Raw genomic sequence first — 19,405 nt, 5'->3', positions numbered from 1 at the left:
AAGCGTTTTAGCGCTACGCCGAAAAATAGTTGTTTGGGGTAGGTCGAATATTAGTGGATGTTCAGTTAATGACGCCTAAAATTAACGAATGTGCAATTTTTTACTAAATAGATGAGTTGCCGGATAGTTTTTCCGGCAACTCATTGCCGCTTATCAGGCGGTCAACTGCCACAGGGTGAAGGCCGCATCCGGCGTCCAGCCTGCGTTAGAGGTGTGTGCCTGAAGACAGGTGTATTTCTTGCCTTTATAGGTCACCACATCGCCGACCTTATAGCTGTGGTTGTTCTGCCACTCGCCAGTGCCCGGATCCGGAGGTGTGCCGCCGTCTGCGGTTTTCACCGCCAGCGCGCTGCTCGGCAGTGAGGTACTGCCCTGGTTATCGGTGGCGGTAACGAAGTAGCTGTATTGCGTTGCCGGAGTCAGGCCACTGTCTTGCAGCGACAGGCCGCCGGTCTGGCCGATAGCGCTACCGTTACGGTAAACCGTATATTGGCTCACCGGATTGACGCTGCTGGCAGCCGCCCATTTCAACGTCAACGACGTTGCGGCGATCGCGGTGGCATTCAGCGCGGTTGGCGCATCAGGCTTTCCCGGTGGTGGCGTGATCCCCCCCTGGATCAGCGCGGCATAACGAGTTTTGAATTCCCAGTTATAAGCCACGCCGGCCTTGCTCCGGCCGTTGTCCCAGTTTACCGACCAGGTCATCAGGCCCTTGATCGACAAACCTTTGGCATCAAGACGTGCGAAGGCGTTATAAACCGCCATTTTGTCGACCACATAGCCGGTGGCGGCAGCGTCATTGTTGGTTGGCAGACCGATAACGAATTTGGCTGCCGGGATTTTGGCATAGCCACGGGTGCCGGTAACCAGACTTTCGGTCAGGTAATACAGGAAGTCTTCTTTCATGGCGTCGTTATTCTGGGTGATCCAGGCGCCTTTACCGCCGTTGGCTTCATCAACCCAGATACCATCACCGCCCTGATTATAATATTGTGGCGCGATAAAATCGTAATAGCCTTCGAGCGCGGTAATATAATCCAGGTAAGTCCCGTTGGTGCGTAAATAAGGGAATTCTGGCGCCATGCTGACAATAAAGTTTTTACCTTCGGCGGCATAGTGCGATTTTACTTTTTTCAGTGCGACCGGCAGAACGGTTTTATTATTGGCTGCGCCAATGGCGGCTTGTTCCAGATCGATATCCAACCCATCGAAGCCGTAAGTTTCCACCAGACGGATAATCTCATTGGCCAGCTTGTCTTCGTCGCCGGTTTTCAATTCGATATGCGCGTCTGCGCCACCCAGGGAAATCAGCACTGCGCGGCCCTGGCTATTGAGCACGCCAACCTGACGGCGGAACTCGGCATCAGACAGGTTGTAAGGCTTGAAGGTGGGGATGCCTTCGCCTTTCATAAAGGCCACGGCGACCACGTTATATTCGGCCGGAATGTCGGTCAGATTCATATTGGCGAATTGGCCTTGCTGATAACCGTCACTGGCACCGGCGGCCCAGTTGTGCCAAAAACCCATCATGATTTTTTTATTGGCCATATCCGGCATGATAGCGGCGTCATCTGCCAGTGGTGCATTGATAATATTATTGGTGCTCATGGTAACCTCGTTATTTTAAGTAAGATTATTTCCGCACGACGTCAATATCAGTGATTGGCGGGGCGTAAATATAGAGTGCGCTTTTTTAACGAGGCTGGAGTGAAACCTTTGTTGGGCAATAATAAATTTAATTCAAGCTGGTTAAATTAAAGGGTGGCCGCAATGGCCACCGCAGTGATTAAAAAATATTGATATCGGCGACGGACGGGAAGATATAGCTCGGGCGGAACGGCATGGTTTCGACATCGTTCAGCGTAGAGATGCCGGACAGCACCAAGACGGTTTCCAGACCGGCCTGGAAGCCCGCCAGGATATCGGTGCGCAGGTTGTCACCGACGATCACCGTTTCTTCCGAATGCCCCTGCATCTTGTTCAGTGCGGCACGGATGATCCACGGGCTTGGCTTGCCAACGTAAAACGGTTTGCGGCCGGTGATTTTCTCGATGGGGGCGCACAGCGCACCGCAGGCCGGCACAAAACCATGGCCGTGGGTATCCGGGTTGGTGGCAATAAAGCGCGCGCCGTTATTCACGAAGTAGGCGGCCTTGTGCATCATGTCCCAGTTGTAGGAGCGGGTTTCGCCGACGATCACGAAGTCAGGATTGATGTCGGTAATGGTGAAACCGGCTTTATACAGTTCATGAATTAGCGCGCCTTCACCGACCACATAGGCTTTTTTGCCTTCCTGACGGCGCAGGAAATCGGCGGTGGCCATGGCTGAGGTATAAAACGCGCTTTCCGGCACTTCCAGCCCGGCGGCGGCGAAGCGGTTCGCCAGATCCTGCGCGGTCTGCGACGGATAGTTGGTCAGCACGACCAGCGGCATGCCCTGTTCCTGAATGCGTGCCAGGAAAAGGTCGGCACCGGGAACTGGCGTGTTGTCATGCAGCAGCACGCCGTCGATATCACATATAACGTTCTTGATTGTCATTGTTGCTGTTTCTCATGATTGGCGGCAGGCAAAACGCGAAGATAGCACACCTGCCTGAAGCGACGGATCAGCTTTCCAGCAATCGCTGCAATAGCACGCCGTTGAGCATCGCCCGCTTGGCCAGGGCAAATGCGCCGATCGCCGAGCGATGATTGAGTTCGGAGGTGACCACCGGCAGATTTTTGCGGAAGTCTTTCAGCACCTGAGTATTGATGCAGCTTTGGATCGCCGGCAGCAGCACTTTTTCCGCCTCGGTAATTTCACCGGCGATCACCACTTTCTGCGGATTAAACAGGTTGATGGCGATAGCCACGGCTTTGCCGAGGTAGCGACCGACGTGTTCGATCACTTCGCTGGCCAGCAGGTCACCGCGGTTGGCGGCCTTGCAGATGGCAGCGATGTTGCAATCGTCGAGAGTCAGTTTGCTGGGGTAACCCTGGGTCAGTAAGTGGCGTACACGATGTTCAATCGCGGCGTTGGCGGCGACGGTTTCCAGACAGCCGAAGTTGCCGCAGTGGCAGCGTTCGCCCAATGGATCAATTTGAATATGGCCAATCTCACCGACGTTGCCGTTGTTGCCCAGGAATATCTGGCCGTTGACGATAATGCCAGCGCCGGTGCCACGGTGCAGGCGCACCAGAATAGAGTCTTCGCAGTCGCGCGTGGCGCCAAAGTAATGCTCTGCCAATGCCAGGCTGCGGATGTCGTGGCCAACAAAGCTGGTGACGTTAAAACGTTGCTGCAGGTTATCGACCAGCGCCCAGTTGTTGACGCTGATGTGCGGCATGTAACGCACCACGCCCAGCGCTGGGTCAACCAGGCCAGGCAGGATCACCGCGATGGCGATCAGCTCACGCAGCTTGCGCTGGTAGTTTTCGATAAACTGGGCAATGGCGATAAACAGCGCATTTTCCAGTGTCTCCTGGGTGCGTTCCGGCAGCGGGTAGTGTTCTTCACCGAGCGATTTTCCGCTCATGTCGTACAGGGTGATGGTAGCGTCGTGACGACCGAGGCGCACGGCCACGGTGTGGAAATGCCGGGTTTCGGAGACAATGGAAATGGCGCGGCGGCCGCCGGTGGAGGCTTGCTGATCGACTTCTTTGATCAGCCCGCGCTCCAACAGCTGGCGAGTAATTTTAGTGACGCTGGCGGGCGCTAGCTGGCTCAGTTCGGCTATTTGAATGCGCGAAATCGGACCTTGCTGGTCGATCAGGCGGTAAACCGCTGCGCCGTTGAGTTGCTTGACTAAGTCAACGTTCCCTATCTGTGCCTGTCCGCCAGTACTCATCAATAATTTTACTCGCTGTTCATTAAATTAAACCTCGTTACCGTTAACGAGCGTTTTGGTGACTTTAAAATCACGGGTAAAGGCCGTCAGGTTCGCCACTTTACCCGGCTCGATAGTGCCTAAACGGTGGTCCACGCCGATAGCGCGCGCCGGATACAGCGTCGCCATGCGCAGGGCTTCGTCCAATGCAATACCGACGTGCTCAACGCTATTTTTTAACGCGTCAATCATGGTCAGCGCTGAGCCGCTCAGGGTGCCGTTTTCGTCCACGCACAGCCCATCACGATAGTATATTGTTTTACCGGCAAAAATAAATTGGTCGATATCGGCACCTGCCGGCGCGGTGGCGTCGGTGACCAGCACCAATTTATCACCTTTCATGCGCTTGGCGTTACGGATACTCGCCCAGGCCACGTGATGGCCGTCGGCGATAATGCCGGTGTAGACCTCAGGCGTGTCGAAAATCGCCCCCATCAGGCCTGGTTCACGCCCGGTGATATACGGCATGGCGTTATACAGGTGAGTGGCGAAGGTGATACCGGCGGCAAAACCGATACGGGCCTGATCGTAGGTGGCATTCGAGTGACCGGCGGACACCACAATGCCGGCTTCCGTCAATTGCTTGATAAAGTGCGGCTCCACCATTTCCGGCGCCAGCGTGACTTTGGTGATCACATCGGCATTGGCGCACAGATAGTCGATCATCTCGCTGGTTGGTTTGCGGATAAACGCCGGGTTATGAGTGCCTTTTTTGAGCGGGCTAAGGTACGGCCCTTCCAGATGCAGGCCAAGCGCCTGATTGGGGTGCTTTTTCAGATAAGCGCGCATCACTTCGATGCTGTGCTTCATAAATTCGTCGCTGCTGGTGATCAGCGTTGGCAGATAGCTGGTACAGCCGGATTTTTCGTTGGCACGCTGCATAATTTCCAGCGTCTGTTCCGAAATGGCCTCCAGCGAGTCATTAAATTGCACGCCGCCACAGCCGTTAAGCTGCACGTCGATCAAACCGGGGGCCAGGATAGCGCCACCCAGATCGCGCGTTTCAATGCCGGCCGGCAGTTCAGCCAGCGGGCAGACTCGTTCAATCAGCCCATCAGCGATAATAACTGCGTGGTCGTCAAGTACGTCGTGGCCGGTATAAATACGGCCGTGGGTTAAAGCGAACATCGTAGCCCCCTGCAAGAATTAAAGACTCTTAACGCTTTCCGCTTCTAACTCGCGGAAATATTTAACGGTTTTGACTTTCAGTTCCATGGTGGATGGCTCATCGCACACCACAACGGCCTTGGCATGCAACTGCAGGCAACTGATGGTCCACATGTGGTTGATATTGCCTTCCACTGCGGCTTCCAGCGCCTGTGCCTTGGCATGGCCGGTCACCAGAATCATCACTTCTTCTGCATCAAGCAGCGTGCCCACGCCCACGGTCAGGGCAAATTTAGGCACCAGGCTGACATCACCGCCGAAGAAGCGGGAGTTGGCGATGCGGGTATCTTCGGTCAGGGTTTTGATGCGAGTACGGGATGCCAGCGATGAAGCCGGTTCGTTAAACGCGATATGACCGTCGATGCCAACGCCACCCATGAACAGGTTGATCTTGCCGTAAGATTTGATTTTCGCTTCGTACTGGCGGCACTCGGCGTCAACGTCCGGCGCATTACCATTCAGCAGGTTGATATTTTCACTTGGGATATCAACGTGATCAAAGAAATTACGGTACATGAAGGTATGATAGCTTTCCGGGTGTTCCTGCGGCAGGCCAACGTATTCGTCCATGTTGAAAGTCACCACATGCTTAAAGCTTACTTCACCTGCTTTGTGCATCGCAATCAGATGTTTGTAGGCTTCCAGTGGGGTTCCGCCGGTAGGCAGGCCGAGCACAAACGGACGCTCCGCAGTAGGCTTGAATGCGTTGATGCGCTGGACGATATGGCGAGCGGCCCATTTGCCGACTTGTGCAGTATCTTTCAGTGGGATAAGTCTCATCTAACACCTCTTGGGGTAAGTAAACTAAAGCTATACTGGTTCGAGCCTGAACGAGAGTCTTAAGCCTAACTCAGCTTTATGATTCTCACGTGATGTCTCAGGTTCAATGATTTTTTTAATGATAAAATAAGTTTTGTGTGATGGCTAGCAATGTGGCAGCTTAAGACTGCTTTTTGGTGATGTAAATCACAAAAAAGGAGGTTTTAATTTGCGATACGAAATAATTTTTTTACACTCCACGTGTTGTCGTTCGTCCAGAGTTAATCGCAGTGTGTGATGGCGCTTGCGTAAAATATGATAAAGCTCATAAAAGGGCATTAGGGGGAATATTAAGGTGAACATACTCGGCTTTTTCCAAAGATTGGGCAGGTCGTTGCAACTGCCAATCGCAGTACTGCCCGTGGCGGCGCTTTTGCTACGCTTCGGCCAGCCTGACTTACTGAATATTTCATTCATCGCACAGGCCGGTGGATCAATCTTCGATAACCTGGCGTTAATCTTTGCTATCGGTGTGGCGGCAACCTGGTCGAAAGACAATGCCGGTTCAGCCGCATTGGCGGGCGCGGTGGGTTACTTCATTCTGACCAAGGCGATGGTCACCATTAACCCGGCGATCAATATGGGTGTGCTGGCGGGTATCATTACCGGCCTGGTGGGCGGTGCGGTCTATAACCGCTGGTCCGGCATCAAGCTGCCCGAGTTCCTCTCCTTCTTCGGCGGTAAGCGTTTCGTTCCAATCGCTACCGGCTTTTTCTGTTTAATCCTTGCTGCCATCTTTGGTTATATCTGGCCACCGGTACAAAATGCGATCCACGCAGGCGGTGAATGGATTGTTTCGATGGGCGCTATCGGTTCCGGCATTTTCGGCTTCGTTAACCGTCTGCTGATCCCAACCGGCCTGCATCAGGTTCTGAACACCATTGCCTGGTTCCAGATTGGTGAGTTTACCAACGCTGCCGGTACCATCTTCCACGGCGACATCAACCGCTTCTATGCGGGTGACGGCACTGCCGGGATGTTCATGTCCGGTTTCTTCCCGATCATGATGTTCGGTTTGCCGGGTGCGGCACTGGCGATGTATTTCGCTGCGCCGAAAGAACGTCGCCCAATGGTTGGCGGTATGCTGCTGTCCGTTGCACTGACCGCATTCCTGACCGGTGTGACCGAGCCGCTTGAATTCCTGTTCATGTTCCTGGCTCCGCTGCTGTATCTGGTCCATGCCATTTTGACCGGTATCAGCCTGTTTGTAGCCACCTTGCTGGGCATTCACGCCGGGTTCTCCTTCTCTGCAGGTGCCATCGACTATGTGTTGATGTACAACTTGCCAGCTGCCAGCAAGAACGTCTGGATGCTTGTTCTGATGGGCCTGGTTGCCTTCGCGGTGTACTTCGTCCTGTTCTCTATCATTATCCGTGCGTTCAACCTGAAAACTCCGGGTCGTGAAGATGCGTCTGACGATGTCGTCGCACCGGAAGCCAACAGCAATACCGATGAAGGCCTGCGTGCACTGTCTCGCAGCTATATTGGTGCCATCGGCGGTTCTGACAACCTGACCGGCATTGATGCCTGTATCACCCGTTTGCGTCTGACCGTTAAAGATTCTTCCAAAGTGCTGGATGCCAGCTGTAAGCGCCTGGGTGCTTCCGGCGTAGTGAAACTGAACAAACAAACCGTTCAGGTTATCGTGGGTTCCAAAGCCGAAGCCATTGCTGACGGCATGCGTGCGGTGATTGCTACCGGCCCAGTGCCTGCGGCAGAAGTGGCGCCGGCTCCTGGCGTGAATACCGTTAAATCGCAGGCCGTGCCTAATGCGCCGAAGGTGGCCTTCGAGTCGCTGGTGGCTCCGGTGACCGGTGAAGTCGTGGCCCTGGATCAGGTTCCTGACGAAGCCTTTGCCAGCAAAGCGGTAGGCGACGGCCTGGCGATTCGCCCGACCGACAAAATCGTAGTTGCTCCGGCAGATGGCACCATCGTGAAAATCTTCAACACCAACCACGCTTTCTGTCTGGAAACCGACAAGGGTGCGGAGATTGTGGTGCACATGGGGATCGACACCGTGGCATTGAACGGTCAGGGCTTCAAACGTCTGGTTGAAGAGGGTGCTGAGGTGAAAGCCGGCCAGCCAATCCTTGAATTGGATCTGGAGTTCCTGAACGCCAATGCCCGCTCGATGATCAGCCCGGTAGTGGTCAGCAACTCTGACGATTACGCCGGCCTGACGGCGCTGGCGACCGGTTCTGTGGTAGCCGGCCAGACCAAACTGTTCGAGATCCAGAAATAAACCGTTTTACCTGAGTAGTACCCAGGGTGTTTAACGAGTCATGACGGAACGCACCCTACCTTTGGCGGGAAGAGAGCAATCTCTTCCCGCTTTTTTATGGGCAGCGGTTGTCCCGTAATAGCGCCTTGACCTGTTGTGGTGCAATGCTCCGCATTTTTCGTGAAACAAACGGTTGTTTCCGGACGTGGCTTGTTGGAACATAGGCGGTTATGAGTAGCGCTTTGCATTGAGGAATAGTGAAATGAGTGAGGCTGAAGCCCGCCCAACCAATTTTATCCGTCAGATCGTTGATGAAGATCTGGCGTCCGGGAAACACACGTCAGTCCATACCCGTTTCCCGCCGGAGCCAAATGGCTATCTGCATATCGGCCATGCGAAATCCATCTGCCTGAATTTCGGCATCGCTCGCGATTATCAGGGCCAATGCAACCTGCGTTTTGATGACACCAACCCGGTGAAAGAAGACATCGAGTTTGTTGAGTCAATCAAACATGACGTCGAGTGGCTGGGCTTTGAGTGGAGCGGCAACGTTCGTTACTCCTCGGATTACTTCGATCAACTGCACAACTATGCGGTGGAGCTGATCAGCAAGGGCCTGGCTTACGTCGACGAACTGTCGCCTGAGCAAATCCGTGAATATCGCGGCAGCCTGACTGCGCCGGGTAAAGACAGCCCGTACCGTGGCCGCAGTGTGGAAGAGAACCTGGCGCTGTTTGAAAAAATGCGTAACGGTGAATTCGCCGAAGGTACCGCTTGTCTGCGTGCCAAGATTGACATGGCTTCGTCGTTTATCGTGATGCGCGATCCGGTGCTGTACCGTATCAAATTTGCTGAACACCACCAGACCGGCAACAAATGGTGCATCTATCCGATGTACGATTTCACCCACTGCATTTCCGATGCGCTGGAAGGGATCACCCATTCGCTGTGTACGCTGGAGTTCCAGGACAACCGTCGTCTGTATGACTGGGTGCTGGATAACATCACCATCCCTTGTCATCCGCGTCAGTACGAGTTCTCGCGCCTGAATCTTGAATACGCCATCATGTCGAAGCGCAAGCTGAACCTGTTGGTGACCGAGAAAATCGTTGAAGGCTGGGATGACCCACGTATGCCGACCGTTTCCGGCCTGCGTCGCCGTGGTTATACCGCTGCGTCAATCCGCGAATTCTGCCAGCGTATCGGCGTGACCAAGCAGGATAATAACGTCGAAATGATGGCGCTTGAGGCCTGTATTCGTGAAGAGCTGAACGAAAACGCACCGCGTGCGATGGCTGTGCTGGATCCGGTGAAGGTAGTCATTGAAAACCTGACCAGCGGTGTGGAAATGGTGACTATGCCTAACCACCCGAGCAAGCCGGAAATGGGCAGCCGTGAAGTGCCGTTCAGCCGTGAGATTTATATCGATCGCGCCGACTTCCGTGAAGAAGCCAACAAGCAGTACAAGCGCCTGGTGCTGGGTAAAGAAGTTCGCCTGCGCAATGCGTATGTGATCAAGGCGGAACGCATTGAGAAAGACGCTGAAGGCGAAATCACCACTATTTTCTGCAGCTACGATCCAGAGACGTTGAGCAAGGATCCTGCCGATGGCCGCAAGGTGAAAGGCGTGATCCACTGGGTGTCTGCCGAGCATGCTTTGCCGGCGGAAATTCGCGTGTATGACCGTCTGTTCAGCGTGCCTAACCCAGCGGCGGCAGAGGACTTCCTCACCACCATTAACCCTGAGTCACTGGTTATCAAGCACGGCTTTGTTGAGCCAAGCCTGGCGGCCGCACAGCCGGAAAAAGCCTACCAGTTCGAACGTGAAGGTTATTTCTGTGCTGACAGCCGTCACTCTTCGGCCGAGCACCTGGTGTTTAACCGCACTGTGGGCCTGCGTGATACCTGGGCTAAAATTGGCGCCTGAGTGCTGATCAAAAGCTAATGCGATAAAGCGCAACTTCGGTTGCGCTTTTTTTATGCCTGTCAGCCTCGTTCTCTCCCCGCAAATGCTTTTAAATCCCCAATCTATTTTTTAAATTTTAATCCGGTAGTTGTACCAGCAATTTCTTGATAAAAATCAGTAGTCATATAACATCATCTTATATATTCGTGATACGAATTAATGTCATTTAGAGAGCGCTCTCATGTTTTTTCTTTTGGCTGACTTTTTTGCTTAGGCTGAAACCATTAATCGTCTCTGATTGACCTGATATTAAAATTTATTCTGATTTTATTGAATTTTTTATTCGACAGCCTCTTTGCATAGCCACGTAACATAATCTCATCGATATGTGCTCTTTGTCATACTTTGACAAATCTCTCTCATAATTCATTTGATAATTCGCGTCGCGAAAAATAGTCTGTCTGTAGCAATAAGTGCTGTGGGATTTTAACCCGTCAGCAATATTTTTTACCCGATTGGGTTTTTATTAGCGGTCGTGCAGGGCAGTGGTGAACACGGGCGACTGCAACTTTTAAAGTTAAGTCAAAGAGGAATTTCATTATGGGTACGCACGGTGCTCAGCGTAAAACGCTGGCGCTCGCAGTCGCGGGTGCGCTGTTGGGAACAGGGTTTGCCATGGCCCCTGAGGCGAAAGCCGCAGGATTTATCGATGATTCCACGATGACCGGCGGCGTGTATTACTGGCAGCGTGAACGTGACCGTAAAGATCTCAATCCGACCAGTGACGATTACAATAAATACACCACCAACCTGTCACACTCGACCGCCAACCTGAGCCTGGATTTCGCCTCGGGCTATGCCTGGGACATGTTTGGTTTGGACGTGGGGGCCTTTACCGCCATTGAGCTGGCAGAATCCAGCGCCAGCGGCCATCCGAACGAAATCGCGTTCTCCTCCAAAAACCGTACCTATGATGAAGACTATTCCGGCGATAAAGGCGGCATCAGCCTGTACAAAGCCGCCGGTAAATTCAAGTATGGCCCTGTCTGGGCACGCGCCGGTTATATCCAGCCAAGCGGGCAAACGCTGCTGGCACCACACTGGAGCTTTATGCCCGGCACCTATCAGGGGGCGGAGGCCGGTGCCAAGTTTGACTACGGTGATGCCGGTGCATTGAGCTTCTCCTACATGTGGACCAATAAGTACAAGGCTCCATGGCATATCGAGATGGATGACTTCCGCCAGAACGACAAAAAAACCGGCGTCTCCTATCTGCACTCTCTGGGTGCCAAGTATGATTTCAAAAATGATTTGGTGCTGGAAGCGGCCTTTGGTCAGGCCCAGGGCTATGTGAATCAGTACTTCACCAAGGCGTCTTACAAATTTGATCTGGTGGGTAATCCATTGACCACCAGCTATCAATTCTACGGTACCGAAGACCGTATCAGCGACAAGAACGACCCTAACAGCATTTACGACGGCCTGGCCTGGCTGCAGGCGTTAACCTTTGGTTATACCACCGGTCAGTTCAACTGGCGCCTGGAAGGGACCATGGTCAAAGCCGAAGGTAATCAGGGTTACTTCCTGCAACGCATGACCCCAACCTACGCCTCCTCTAACGGTCGTCTCGACGTCTGGTGGGATAACCGTTCCGACTTCAACGCCAACGGCGAAAAAGCGGTTTACGCCGGGGTGATGTATGACCTGAGCAACTGGAACCTGCCGGGCATGGCGGTGGGCGGTTCTTATGTTTATGCCTGGGACGCCAAGCCAAGCACCAACCCGATATATGACCAGAGCCAGCGCCTGAAAGAGAGCGCCTGGAGCCTGGACGCGCTGTACACCATTCAGGAAGGTCGCGCCAAAGGCACCTTGCTGAAACTGCACTACACCCAGTATGACAACCACACCAACATCCCAAGCTGGGGTGGCGGTTACGGCAACATCTTCCAGGATGAGAAAGACGTCAAATTCATGGTTATCGCGCCATTCACCATCTTCTGATGCGTTCCCCGGCGGCAACGCCGGGGACACTTAACGGGAATATTTTGATGAAAAAAATCATGCTGATGTTAGCCGCGGTGGTCACGCTGAGTGCCTGTGTGCAGCCGGCCGCACCGCCGGAAGACGCCAAACTGAAACAGGCCTACAGCGCCTGCATTAATACCGCTGAAGGCTCACCGGAAAAACTGCAGTCGTGCCAGGCGGTCTTGAACGTGCTGAAACAAGAGAAGCAGCACCAGCAGTTTGCCGAAAAAGAAACGGTGCGGGTGATGGATTATCAGAACTGCATTCAGGCGGTTCACAGTGGTAACGGCCAGGCTTATGACGCCAAGTGCGGCAAAATTTGGCAAGAGATCCGCGATAACAATAATTAAGGATGATGTTAAAAATGAACAAATTCAAATTGAGTACGCTTGCCGCATTAACGGCAACCGTTGGATTATTTGGCTGCGTGGGGAATGCGCTGGCCAATCAGCCGCTGGTGGATCAACTTAGCCAGTTAAAATTGAATTTGAAAATGGTCGATAACCGGGCTGCCGACAGCGGCCTGGATTGCGGTAAATTGGGTGCCGACTGGGCGGCCTGCAACAAGGTATTGATCAGCCTGACCAACGATCATCAGGAGATCAAAGGTCACGACTGGGCGATTTACTTCCATAGCGCCCGTCAAACCATGCGGGTGGACAACGATCAATTTAAAATAACCCACCTGACCGGTGACCTGTATAAGCTGGAGCCTACCGATAAATTTACCGGTTTCCCGGCGGGTAAAACGGTTGAGATCCCGATTATTGCCGAATATTGGCAACTGTTTAAAACCGACTTCGTACCACGTTGGTACGCCACCTCGGGCGATGCCAAGCCAAAAATTCTGGTTAATACCGATAACGAAGATCTCAGCCAGTTTGTGACCCCCTTTAGTGGCGACCAATGGAAGCGTATCAAGGATGACAACAATATCCTGATGACTCCGGCCTCCCGCTTTACCAAAAACGCCGAGTTGAAAACCTTGCCTGCCGCCTCTTTGCGCGGGCAGATCGTGCCGACGCCGTTACAAGTGAAAGTGCATCCACAAGATGTGAGCCTGAGCAAAGGCGTGGCGCTGGAGTTGAGTGCGCTGACCAAACCGGCCGCGGACGCAGCCACCCAACGTTTTGCACTGTTGGGCTTAACCGATAACGCGGCGGGCTACCCGATAAAAACCGATATTCAGCCGGGTAAATTTAAAGGTGAACTGGCAGTGCCGGGAGCCTATGAGCTGAAAATTGGCAATAAGGAAGCGCGGGTGATTGGCTTCGATCAGGCCGGGGTGTTCTATGGCCTGCAGTCTATTCTGTCGCTGGTACCTACCGACGGCAGCGCTAAAATCGCCACTCTGGAGGCCAAAGATGCACCACGCTTCCAGTATCGCGGCATCTTCCTCGACGTAGCGCGCAACTTCCATCAGAAAGATGCGGTACTGCGCCTGCTCGATCAGATGGCGGCTTATAAGCTCAATAAATTCCACTTCCATCTGAGCGATGACGAAGGCTGGCGCATTGCCATCCCAGGCCTGCCGGAACTGACTGAAGTCGGGGGCCGGCGTTGTCATGACCTGAGCGAAACTACCTGCCTGTTGCCACAGTACGGACAGGGGCCAGAGGTATATGGCGGCTTCTTCTCGCGCCAGGATTACATCGAGATCATTAAATACGCCCAGGCGCGTCAGATTGAAGTGATCCCGGAAATCGATATGCCGGCACATGCCCGTGCTGCTGTGGTGTCGATGGAGGCGCGCTATAAAAAGCTGCATGCCGCCGGTAAAGAGCAGCAGGCCAATGAGTTCCGCCTGGTGGATCCGACCGATACCTCCAATACCACCTCGGTGCAGTACTTCAATCGTCAAAGTTACCTTAACCCCTGTCTGGATTCGTCCAGGCGCTTTGTTGACAAGGTGATGGGTGAGATTGCCCAGATGCACAAAGAGGCCGGGCAGCCGCTGCGCACCTGGCACTTTGGCGGCGACGAAGCGAAAAACATTCGCCTGGGGGCAGGCTATACCGATCTGACCAAGCCGGAAGCAGGCAAAGGCATCATCGATCAGAGCAAAGAAGACAAGCCATGGGCGAAATCCCAGGTGTGCCAAAAGATGATAAAAGACGGCAAAGTCGCCGATATGGAACATTTGCCAAGTTACTTTGGCGTAGAAGTCAGTCAACTGGTGAAAGCGCAGGGCATCGACAGGATGCAGGCCTGGCAGGACGGCCTGAAAGATGCGAAAAATGCCAAGGCCTTCGCCACTCCACGGGTTGGGGTCAACTTCTGGGATACGCTGTATTGGGGCGGTTTTGATAGCGCCAACGACTGGGCCAATAAAGGCTACGAAGTGATCCTTTCCAACCCGGATTACCTCTACATGGACTTCCCGTATGAGGTGAACCCGGACGAGCGCGGTTATTACTGGGGCACCCGTTTCAGTGACGAACAGAAAATGTTCAGCTTTGCCCCGAACAACCTGCCGCAGAACGCCGAAACCTCGGTGGATCGCGATGGCAATCACTTTACCGCCAAGAGCGACAAGCCGTGGCCGGGCGCTTACGGTATTTCTGCCCAGATGTGGAGCGAAACTCAGCGCACTGACGATCAAATGGAATACATGATCTTCCCGCGTTCACTGTCGGTGGCCGAGCGCGCATGGCACCGGGCGGGTTGGGAGCAGGATTATCAAGCGGGGCGTGAATATAAAGGCGGCGAAACCCACTTTATCGACAGCAAAAAACTGGACCGCGACTGGCTGCGCTTTGCCAATATTCTTGGCCAGCGTGAATTGGCGAAGCTGGACAAGGGCGGCGTGAGTTATCGGTTGCCGGTGCCGGGTGCCCGCGTAGCCGCTGGCAAGCTGGAGGCCAATATCTCGTTGCCGGGTCTGGGCATTGAATATTCCACCGACGGCGGCAAGCAGTGGCAGCGTTACGATGCCAGGGACAAGCCAAGTGTTAGCGGTGAGGTACTGATCCGTGCGGTCAGCCCGGACGGCAAGCGTTATAGCCGCGCCGAGAAAGTGTAACTCCTGAACCACGGCCCGTCTGTTCACAGGCGGGCCGTTATTGATGGTTAACAGCAGCGACCGGCGGTAATCAGCGATGAATTCGATACGGCTGACCTTTATGGTCGTTGCTTTTTTTTCCGGCATCGCCGGGGCACTGCAAATACCGACCCTGAGCCTGTTCCTCACCACCGAGGTTCGGGTGACTTCATTATGGGTCGGTTTTTTTTATGCGGTTAATGCCGGGGTCGGCATTATTGTCAGTTTTTTGCTGGCGAAAAAATCAGATCGCCAGCGTGACCGGCGCCATTTGATTTTAATCTGTTATTTATTGGCGGCGGGAAACTGTCTGTTATTTGCTTTTAATCGCAATTACCTGACGTTAATTACCGCAGGCGTGCTGTTAACCGCCATCGCCAATACGGCAATACCCCAATTATTCGCTCTGGCGCGTGAATACGGAGAGCGGTCATCGCAAAACGTGGCGATGTTTAGCGCCATTATGCGCGCCCAACTCTCTCTGGCCTGGGTTTTTGGCCCGCCATTGGCTTTTATGCTGGTGGTGAATTATGGCTTCACGGCGATGTTTATGTTTGCTGCCGGCATCTTCCTGCTGGTTACGCTGCTGGCCTGGTGGATATTACCCGAGGTGGCTCGCCCCCCTGTGGGTAATGAAATCGCCGTACCGCAAAAAGCGGTCTTCGATAAAGACATTAGCCGGTTGTTTTTCGCCTCGGTATTGATGTGGACCTGCAGCGCCATGTATCTGATTGATGTGCCGCTATATATCACGGCCGAGCTGGGTTTACCGCAAAGTCTGACCGGCTGGATGATGGGCATCGCTGCCGCAATCGAAATCCCCATCATGATCCTGGTGGGGCGTTATGTGAACCGGGTGGGCAAGCGCCTGATGATGGCGGGGGCCATGGTGGCCGGCATACTGTTTTATACCGGGATGCTGTGGTTTACCTCGGCCGCCGGGTTGCTGGTCTGGCAGCTGTTTAACGCGATATTTATCGGCATTATCGCCACCGTCGGCATGCTGTATTTCCAGGATTTGATGCCGGAACGGGCGGGCATGGCCACCACGTTGTTCACCAACAGCATTTCCACCGGCGTGATCCTGGCCGGAATATTACAAGGGATCCTGACTGAGTACGGGACGCATTCCTCCGTTTATCTGTTAGCCATATTACTGCTTTGTATTGCTTTACCTGTCGGTTTTAAAACCCGGGAAGTTTAGGTGGTTTCTGAGTGAATCGTTTATTTTTAAGCATAAACAAGGAAATATGATGGCTATATTGGTGACGGGCGGCGCCGGTTATATCGGCTCGCATACGGTATTGGCACTGTTGGAAAGGGGGGAGGAAGTTGTCGTACTGGACAACCTGTCCAACAGTTCGCCAGAGTCTTTGTTTCGGGTGGAGCGATTAACCGGTAAAAAAGTGATTTTTTATCAGGGAGATATCCAGCAACATCATTTGCTGGATCATATCTTCCGCCAGCATGATGTTCATGCGGTTATTCATCTTGCGGGGTTGAAATCGGTCAGGGAATCTACCGAAGAACCGCTGAAGTATTATCAAAATAATATTTCCGGCTCATTGATCGTACTGGACAGAATGCGCCATGCCGGCGTTAATCAATTTATTTTCAGCTCTTCAGCCACCGTCTACGGGCTGGCAGAATATACTCCACTGACGGAAAACTGCCGTGTTGGGCAGACCACCAATCCTTACGGAACCTCAAAGCTGATTGTCGAGCAGATCCTGGCGGAGTTCGCTTCAACGGCACCGCAGATGGCAATCACCGCGCTGCGTTACTTTAATCCGGCCGGGGCGCATGAGTCCGGCTTGATCGGTGAGGATCCCGCCGGCATTCCCAATAATCTTCTGGCTTATCTGGCGCAGGTGGCTATTGGCAAACTCGCGGTGTTGCCGGTATATGGCAACGACTACCCTACCAGCGATGGTACTGGGGTACGTGATTACATTCACGTGATGGATTTGGCTGAAGGGCATTTGAAAGCGCTGGATAACCTGCAGCCCGGTTTTAACGTCTATAACCTGGGCACCGGCAAAGGCTACTCGGTGCTGGAGATTATTCGGGCCTTTGAACGTGCCTGCGGGTTCAAAATCGCCTATCAATTTAATCCCCGGCGTGCGGGAGATATCGCCGAGTGTTGGTCCGATCCTTCGCTGGCGGCAGAAAAGCTGGGCTGGCAAGCCAAACGCAGTCTGGAAAAAATGGTGTGTGATGCCTGGTCTTGGCAGAGCAAAAATCCGCAGGGTTACGGCTCTTCGGTGCCGCTGTCATCGATAAGGATGGCCACCGATGAAGCTTAACGACGGGCATTTGGGGGTTATGCAGGATGATCTGTTCCGGGCAGAATACGAAGCGCGGATCGGCGACCTGAAGTTTGAGTTCGTTAAATATCAGCGCCAGACTTCGCCGGCACGGCTGGAAAGCTATCGGCGCGGGGTCGCTCAACTGCGTGAGTGGCGGGCAGCGCATGGGAATTTATTCGATGCCGCCCGCTGTTCCTCATTATTTTGCGTGCCCACTCGCCCGCTGGCTGCGAGTGAAAAACGGCTGCACCGAATCTGGTTGGGGGGCGCCATACCTGACGATGCCAGAGAGGTTCTCTCCCAGTGGGGCGATGCGCAGCAGGCGGTGAATAGCGCCGAAGGGAATGAGTGGGTCGGCATGTTATGGGTTTGGGACGCGAAGCAACTGGCAAGGGATGCGTATTTCATCCCCGTACCGGTGATAAAAGGCGGCTATTTGGGGGAGTATGACGCCGGTAATCATCGCCTGCAGGTGCATTCGCTGAGCGAACTGGCGCAAAAAAGGGTCGGCGACAACCTGGGCTTTATCCATCAACTGCACGACAAGCGCTATTACGCCACGCTTTCTGATTACTTCCGCTTTCTGATTTTGATCGAGCTGGGGGGGCTGTACATGGATATCGATACCATACCCCACCGGTCGGCGACGCTGTTTTTGATCAAACCAGAGGTGCCTGATTATCTTCAGTTCCTGGCTGAGGGCGAGGTCAGCCACGTCAGCTGGTTGAATCTGTTTCTCGATGAGACCGGCATGATAGTCAGCCGCAAGGGCGATATCTCACTGTGCCGGATGCTGGCGGGGTTGGATCAGATCTATGCGGCGGAAAGCGGAGAAGTGCCGGACAAGAATTCGGATTATGAACGCAAACTGTTTGATCCCTTTTATCAGCTGTGGAGTCGCCACATAGGCCGCTCTTTCCTCAGTCACGATCGCTTCTGCCAGGATTATGGCGTCCATTATGATGCGCACCCACAGGCCGTCACCTGTGGTATTCGCGGAATGCGTCTGCTGGAGGATGTGATCACCAATGAACGACTACCGCTGTCGCAGGAAGAGCAGCACAGCTACCGGCAATGCGTCAGCCGCTTAGAGCAGGTGGACTGGCAGCTTGAACAGCCGCTGGATCTGGCACGTTATGCGGAGATATTCACCGTTGATGAAGTACCGCGCATGGCCTATCCGGCGCAGATCCGTTCCGATATTGACCATTACCACTATTATTCGGTGCTTTCCCATGACCGCACGCTTGATCGGGTAAACCAGCTATTTGGCGAGTACCTGATCGCCGATAACCGGCGGCAGATTACGGCGGGTAATTACTGGTGCCCGACCGCTGGAGTCGGGGATGCGGTGTTACCGGAGCAGGGCGGGGCATTGCATTTTCTACCGGCGCGGCAGGCAAGTGAAGTCGATAAGACTCGCATGGCGAAGCTGATTTTCACCACCAGTTACCTGGAGTACTGTTCTGTTGGCAATCGAGCCGGGTTGGATTTGGTGTCATTGCAGCAGGCGCAAAATATCGAGCCCTATCTGGACCTGATCACGGTGGCTTACGATCGGCGTGGAACGTTTGTCGGCTTTTTCAATGCGGCCACCATCAGTGAGCTGTATGGCGTAAAAGCAGATTACCACTACCGCGATGAAATAAAGCCGCTTGATGAGGCTTATGACAGCTTTGTCCAAAGTCTTTGCACTGAAGATGATTATTTTATCTGCAGTCTGGCGGTTGAGAGCCAATTCCGCGGGCAAGGGCATTTTAACCAGATGTTTGCGCTGATAAAGCAGCGAGCTCAACAACACCAGGCGAAAAATATCGTGCTGTGCGTATGGCAACGCAGTGATGCCAGCCAAATTTATCTGAGCAAGGGGTTCCGTGTTCGAGGTGTATTCGATCAGGCCTGGTCGTTGTTCTTTGATCGGCTGCTGTTTCTAGAGTATGAGCTGTGAAGAGTTTGCCCACCCGCGTGTCGGCGGGTGAGCTGACGGTGAAGTAAGTGTAAGTGGGAAGTAAGAGAGAACTGTCGCTGCAATTGTTGTATTTCAAGCTG

Annotated in this window: 13 protein-coding genes; 8 read left to right on the top strand and 5 right to left on the bottom strand. The window is 53.6% G+C overall.

The features are described from left to right. Positions 1 to 153: 153 nt before the first annotated feature. The 5 genes from FCL49_RS08760 to nagB all read right to left on the bottom strand — a co-directional run bounded on the left by FCL49_RS08760 (position 154) and on the right by nagB (position 5,813). On the bottom strand, positions 154 to 1,608 hold the full coding sequence (locus FCL49_RS08760; RefSeq protein WP_174353213.1) for a carbohydrate-binding protein: 1,455 nt from the start codon (positions 1,606 to 1,608) through the stop codon (positions 154 to 156). Between the two features lie 178 nt (positions 1,609 to 1,786). After that, a complete protein-coding gene (locus FCL49_RS08755) occupies positions 1,787 to 2,539 on the bottom strand; it encodes an HAD-IIA family hydrolase (protein ID WP_174353212.1) in 753 nt (250 codons plus the stop codon). A gap of 67 nt (positions 2,540 to 2,606) precedes the next feature. Continuing rightward, positions 2,607 to 3,827 carry a DNA-binding transcriptional regulator NagC gene (gene nagC, locus FCL49_RS08750; RefSeq protein WP_174353211.1) on the bottom strand — a complete coding sequence of 407 codons (1,221 nt, stop codon included), beginning with the start codon at positions 3,825 to 3,827 and terminating at the stop codon, positions 2,607 to 2,609. A gap of 27 nt (positions 3,828 to 3,854) precedes the next feature. Continuing rightward, positions 3,855 to 4,994 (bottom strand): N-acetylglucosamine-6-phosphate deacetylase, encoded by a 1,140-nt coding sequence (gene nagA, locus FCL49_RS08745; protein ID WP_174353210.1) that lies wholly within the window; start codon positions 4,992 to 4,994, stop codon positions 3,855 to 3,857. Between the two features lie 18 nt (positions 4,995 to 5,012). Next, positions 5,013 to 5,813 (bottom strand): glucosamine-6-phosphate deaminase, encoded by an 801-nt coding sequence (nagB, locus tag FCL49_RS08740; RefSeq protein WP_012005664.1) that lies wholly within the window; start codon positions 5,811 to 5,813, stop codon positions 5,013 to 5,015. Positions 5,814 to 6,147: 334 nt separating this feature from the next. Between nagB and nagE the strand changes: the two genes are divergently transcribed. The 8 genes from nagE to FCL49_RS08700 all read left to right on the top strand — a co-directional run bounded on the left by nagE (position 6,148) and on the right by FCL49_RS08700 (position 19,304). Beyond that, on the top strand, positions 6,148 to 8,094 hold the full coding sequence (nagE, locus tag FCL49_RS08735; RefSeq protein WP_174353209.1) for a PTS N-acetyl glucosamine transporter subunit IIABC: 1,947 nt from the start codon (positions 6,148 to 6,150) through the stop codon (positions 8,092 to 8,094). Between the two features lie 241 nt (positions 8,095 to 8,335). Further along, entirely contained in the window at positions 8,336 to 10,000 is a 1,665-nt protein-coding gene (glnS, locus tag FCL49_RS08730; RefSeq protein ID WP_174353208.1) for a glutamine--tRNA ligase, read from the top strand. A gap of 579 nt (positions 10,001 to 10,579) precedes the next feature. After that, complete coding sequence (gene chiP, locus FCL49_RS08725) at positions 10,580 to 11,983, top strand: chitoporin ChiP (RefSeq protein ID WP_174353207.1); 1,404 nt, start codon at positions 10,580 to 10,582, stop codon at positions 11,981 to 11,983. Between the two features lie 47 nt (positions 11,984 to 12,030). Then, on the top strand, positions 12,031 to 12,357 hold the full coding sequence (gene chiQ / locus FCL49_RS08720; RefSeq protein WP_153857698.1) for a ChiQ/YbfN family lipoprotein: 327 nt from the start codon (positions 12,031 to 12,033) through the stop codon (positions 12,355 to 12,357). Between the two features lie 14 nt (positions 12,358 to 12,371). Beyond that, positions 12,372 to 15,029: a family 20 glycosylhydrolase gene (locus FCL49_RS08715; protein ID WP_174353206.1), complete on the top strand. Its 2,658-nt coding sequence runs from the start codon at positions 12,372 to 12,374 to the stop codon at positions 15,027 to 15,029. A 76-nt stretch (positions 15,030 to 15,105) separates the two neighbouring features. Beyond that, entirely contained in the window at positions 15,106 to 16,251 is a 1,146-nt protein-coding gene (locus FCL49_RS08710; protein WP_174353205.1) for an MFS transporter, read from the top strand. 49 nt (positions 16,252 to 16,300) lie between these two features. After that, on the top strand, positions 16,301 to 17,353 hold the full coding sequence (gene galE, locus FCL49_RS08705) for a UDP-glucose 4-epimerase GalE (RefSeq protein WP_174353501.1): 1,053 nt from the start codon (positions 16,301 to 16,303) through the stop codon (positions 17,351 to 17,353). Next, positions 17,343 to 19,304 (top strand): glycosyltransferase, encoded by a 1,962-nt coding sequence (locus FCL49_RS08700; RefSeq protein WP_174353204.1) that lies wholly within the window; start codon positions 17,343 to 17,345, stop codon positions 19,302 to 19,304. The genes galE and FCL49_RS08700 overlap by 11 nt, the downstream gene beginning before the upstream one ends. Positions 19,305 to 19,405: the final 101 nt, after the last annotated feature.

Source organism: Serratia proteamaculans, assembly GCF_013337185.1.
In the GTDB taxonomy this organism is placed as follows: domain Bacteria; phylum Pseudomonadota; class Gammaproteobacteria; order Enterobacterales; family Enterobacteriaceae; genus Serratia; species Serratia proteamaculans_D.
This window is presented reverse-complemented; position numbering and strand designations above follow the sequence as displayed.

Coding starts and splice junctions, on each gene's coding strand:
- nagB (WP_012005664.1), bottom strand. CDS start 5,813: ATGAGACTTATCCCACTGAAAGATACTGCACAAGTCGGCAAATGGGCC.
- FCL49_RS08755 (WP_174353212.1), bottom strand. CDS start 2,539: ATGACAATCAAGAACGTTATATGTGATATCGACGGCGTGCTGCTGCAT.
- glnS (WP_174353208.1), top strand. CDS start 8,336: ATGAGTGAGGCTGAAGCCCGCCCAACCAATTTTATCCGTCAGATCGTT.
- galE (WP_174353501.1), top strand. CDS start 16,301: ATGGCTATATTGGTGACGGGCGGCGCCGGTTATATCGGCTCGCATACG.
- chiQ (WP_153857698.1), top strand. CDS start 12,031: ATGAAAAAAATCATGCTGATGTTAGCCGCGGTGGTCACGCTGAGTGCC.
- FCL49_RS08700 (WP_174353204.1), top strand. CDS start 17,343: ATGAAGCTTAACGACGGGCATTTGGGGGTTATGCAGGATGATCTGTTC.
- FCL49_RS08710 (WP_174353205.1), top strand. CDS start 15,106: ATGAATTCGATACGGCTGACCTTTATGGTCGTTGCTTTTTTTTCCGGC.
- nagC (WP_174353211.1), bottom strand. CDS start 3,827: ATGAGTACTGGCGGACAGGCACAGATAGGGAACGTTGACTTAGTCAAG.
- FCL49_RS08760 (WP_174353213.1), bottom strand. CDS start 1,608: ATGAGCACCAATAATATTATCAATGCACCACTGGCAGATGACGCCGCT.
- nagA (WP_174353210.1), bottom strand. CDS start 4,994: ATGTTCGCTTTAACCCACGGCCGTATTTATACCGGCCACGACGTACTT.
- FCL49_RS08715 (WP_174353206.1), top strand. CDS start 12,372: ATGAACAAATTCAAATTGAGTACGCTTGCCGCATTAACGGCAACCGTT.
- chiP (WP_174353207.1), top strand. CDS start 10,580: ATGGGTACGCACGGTGCTCAGCGTAAAACGCTGGCGCTCGCAGTCGCG.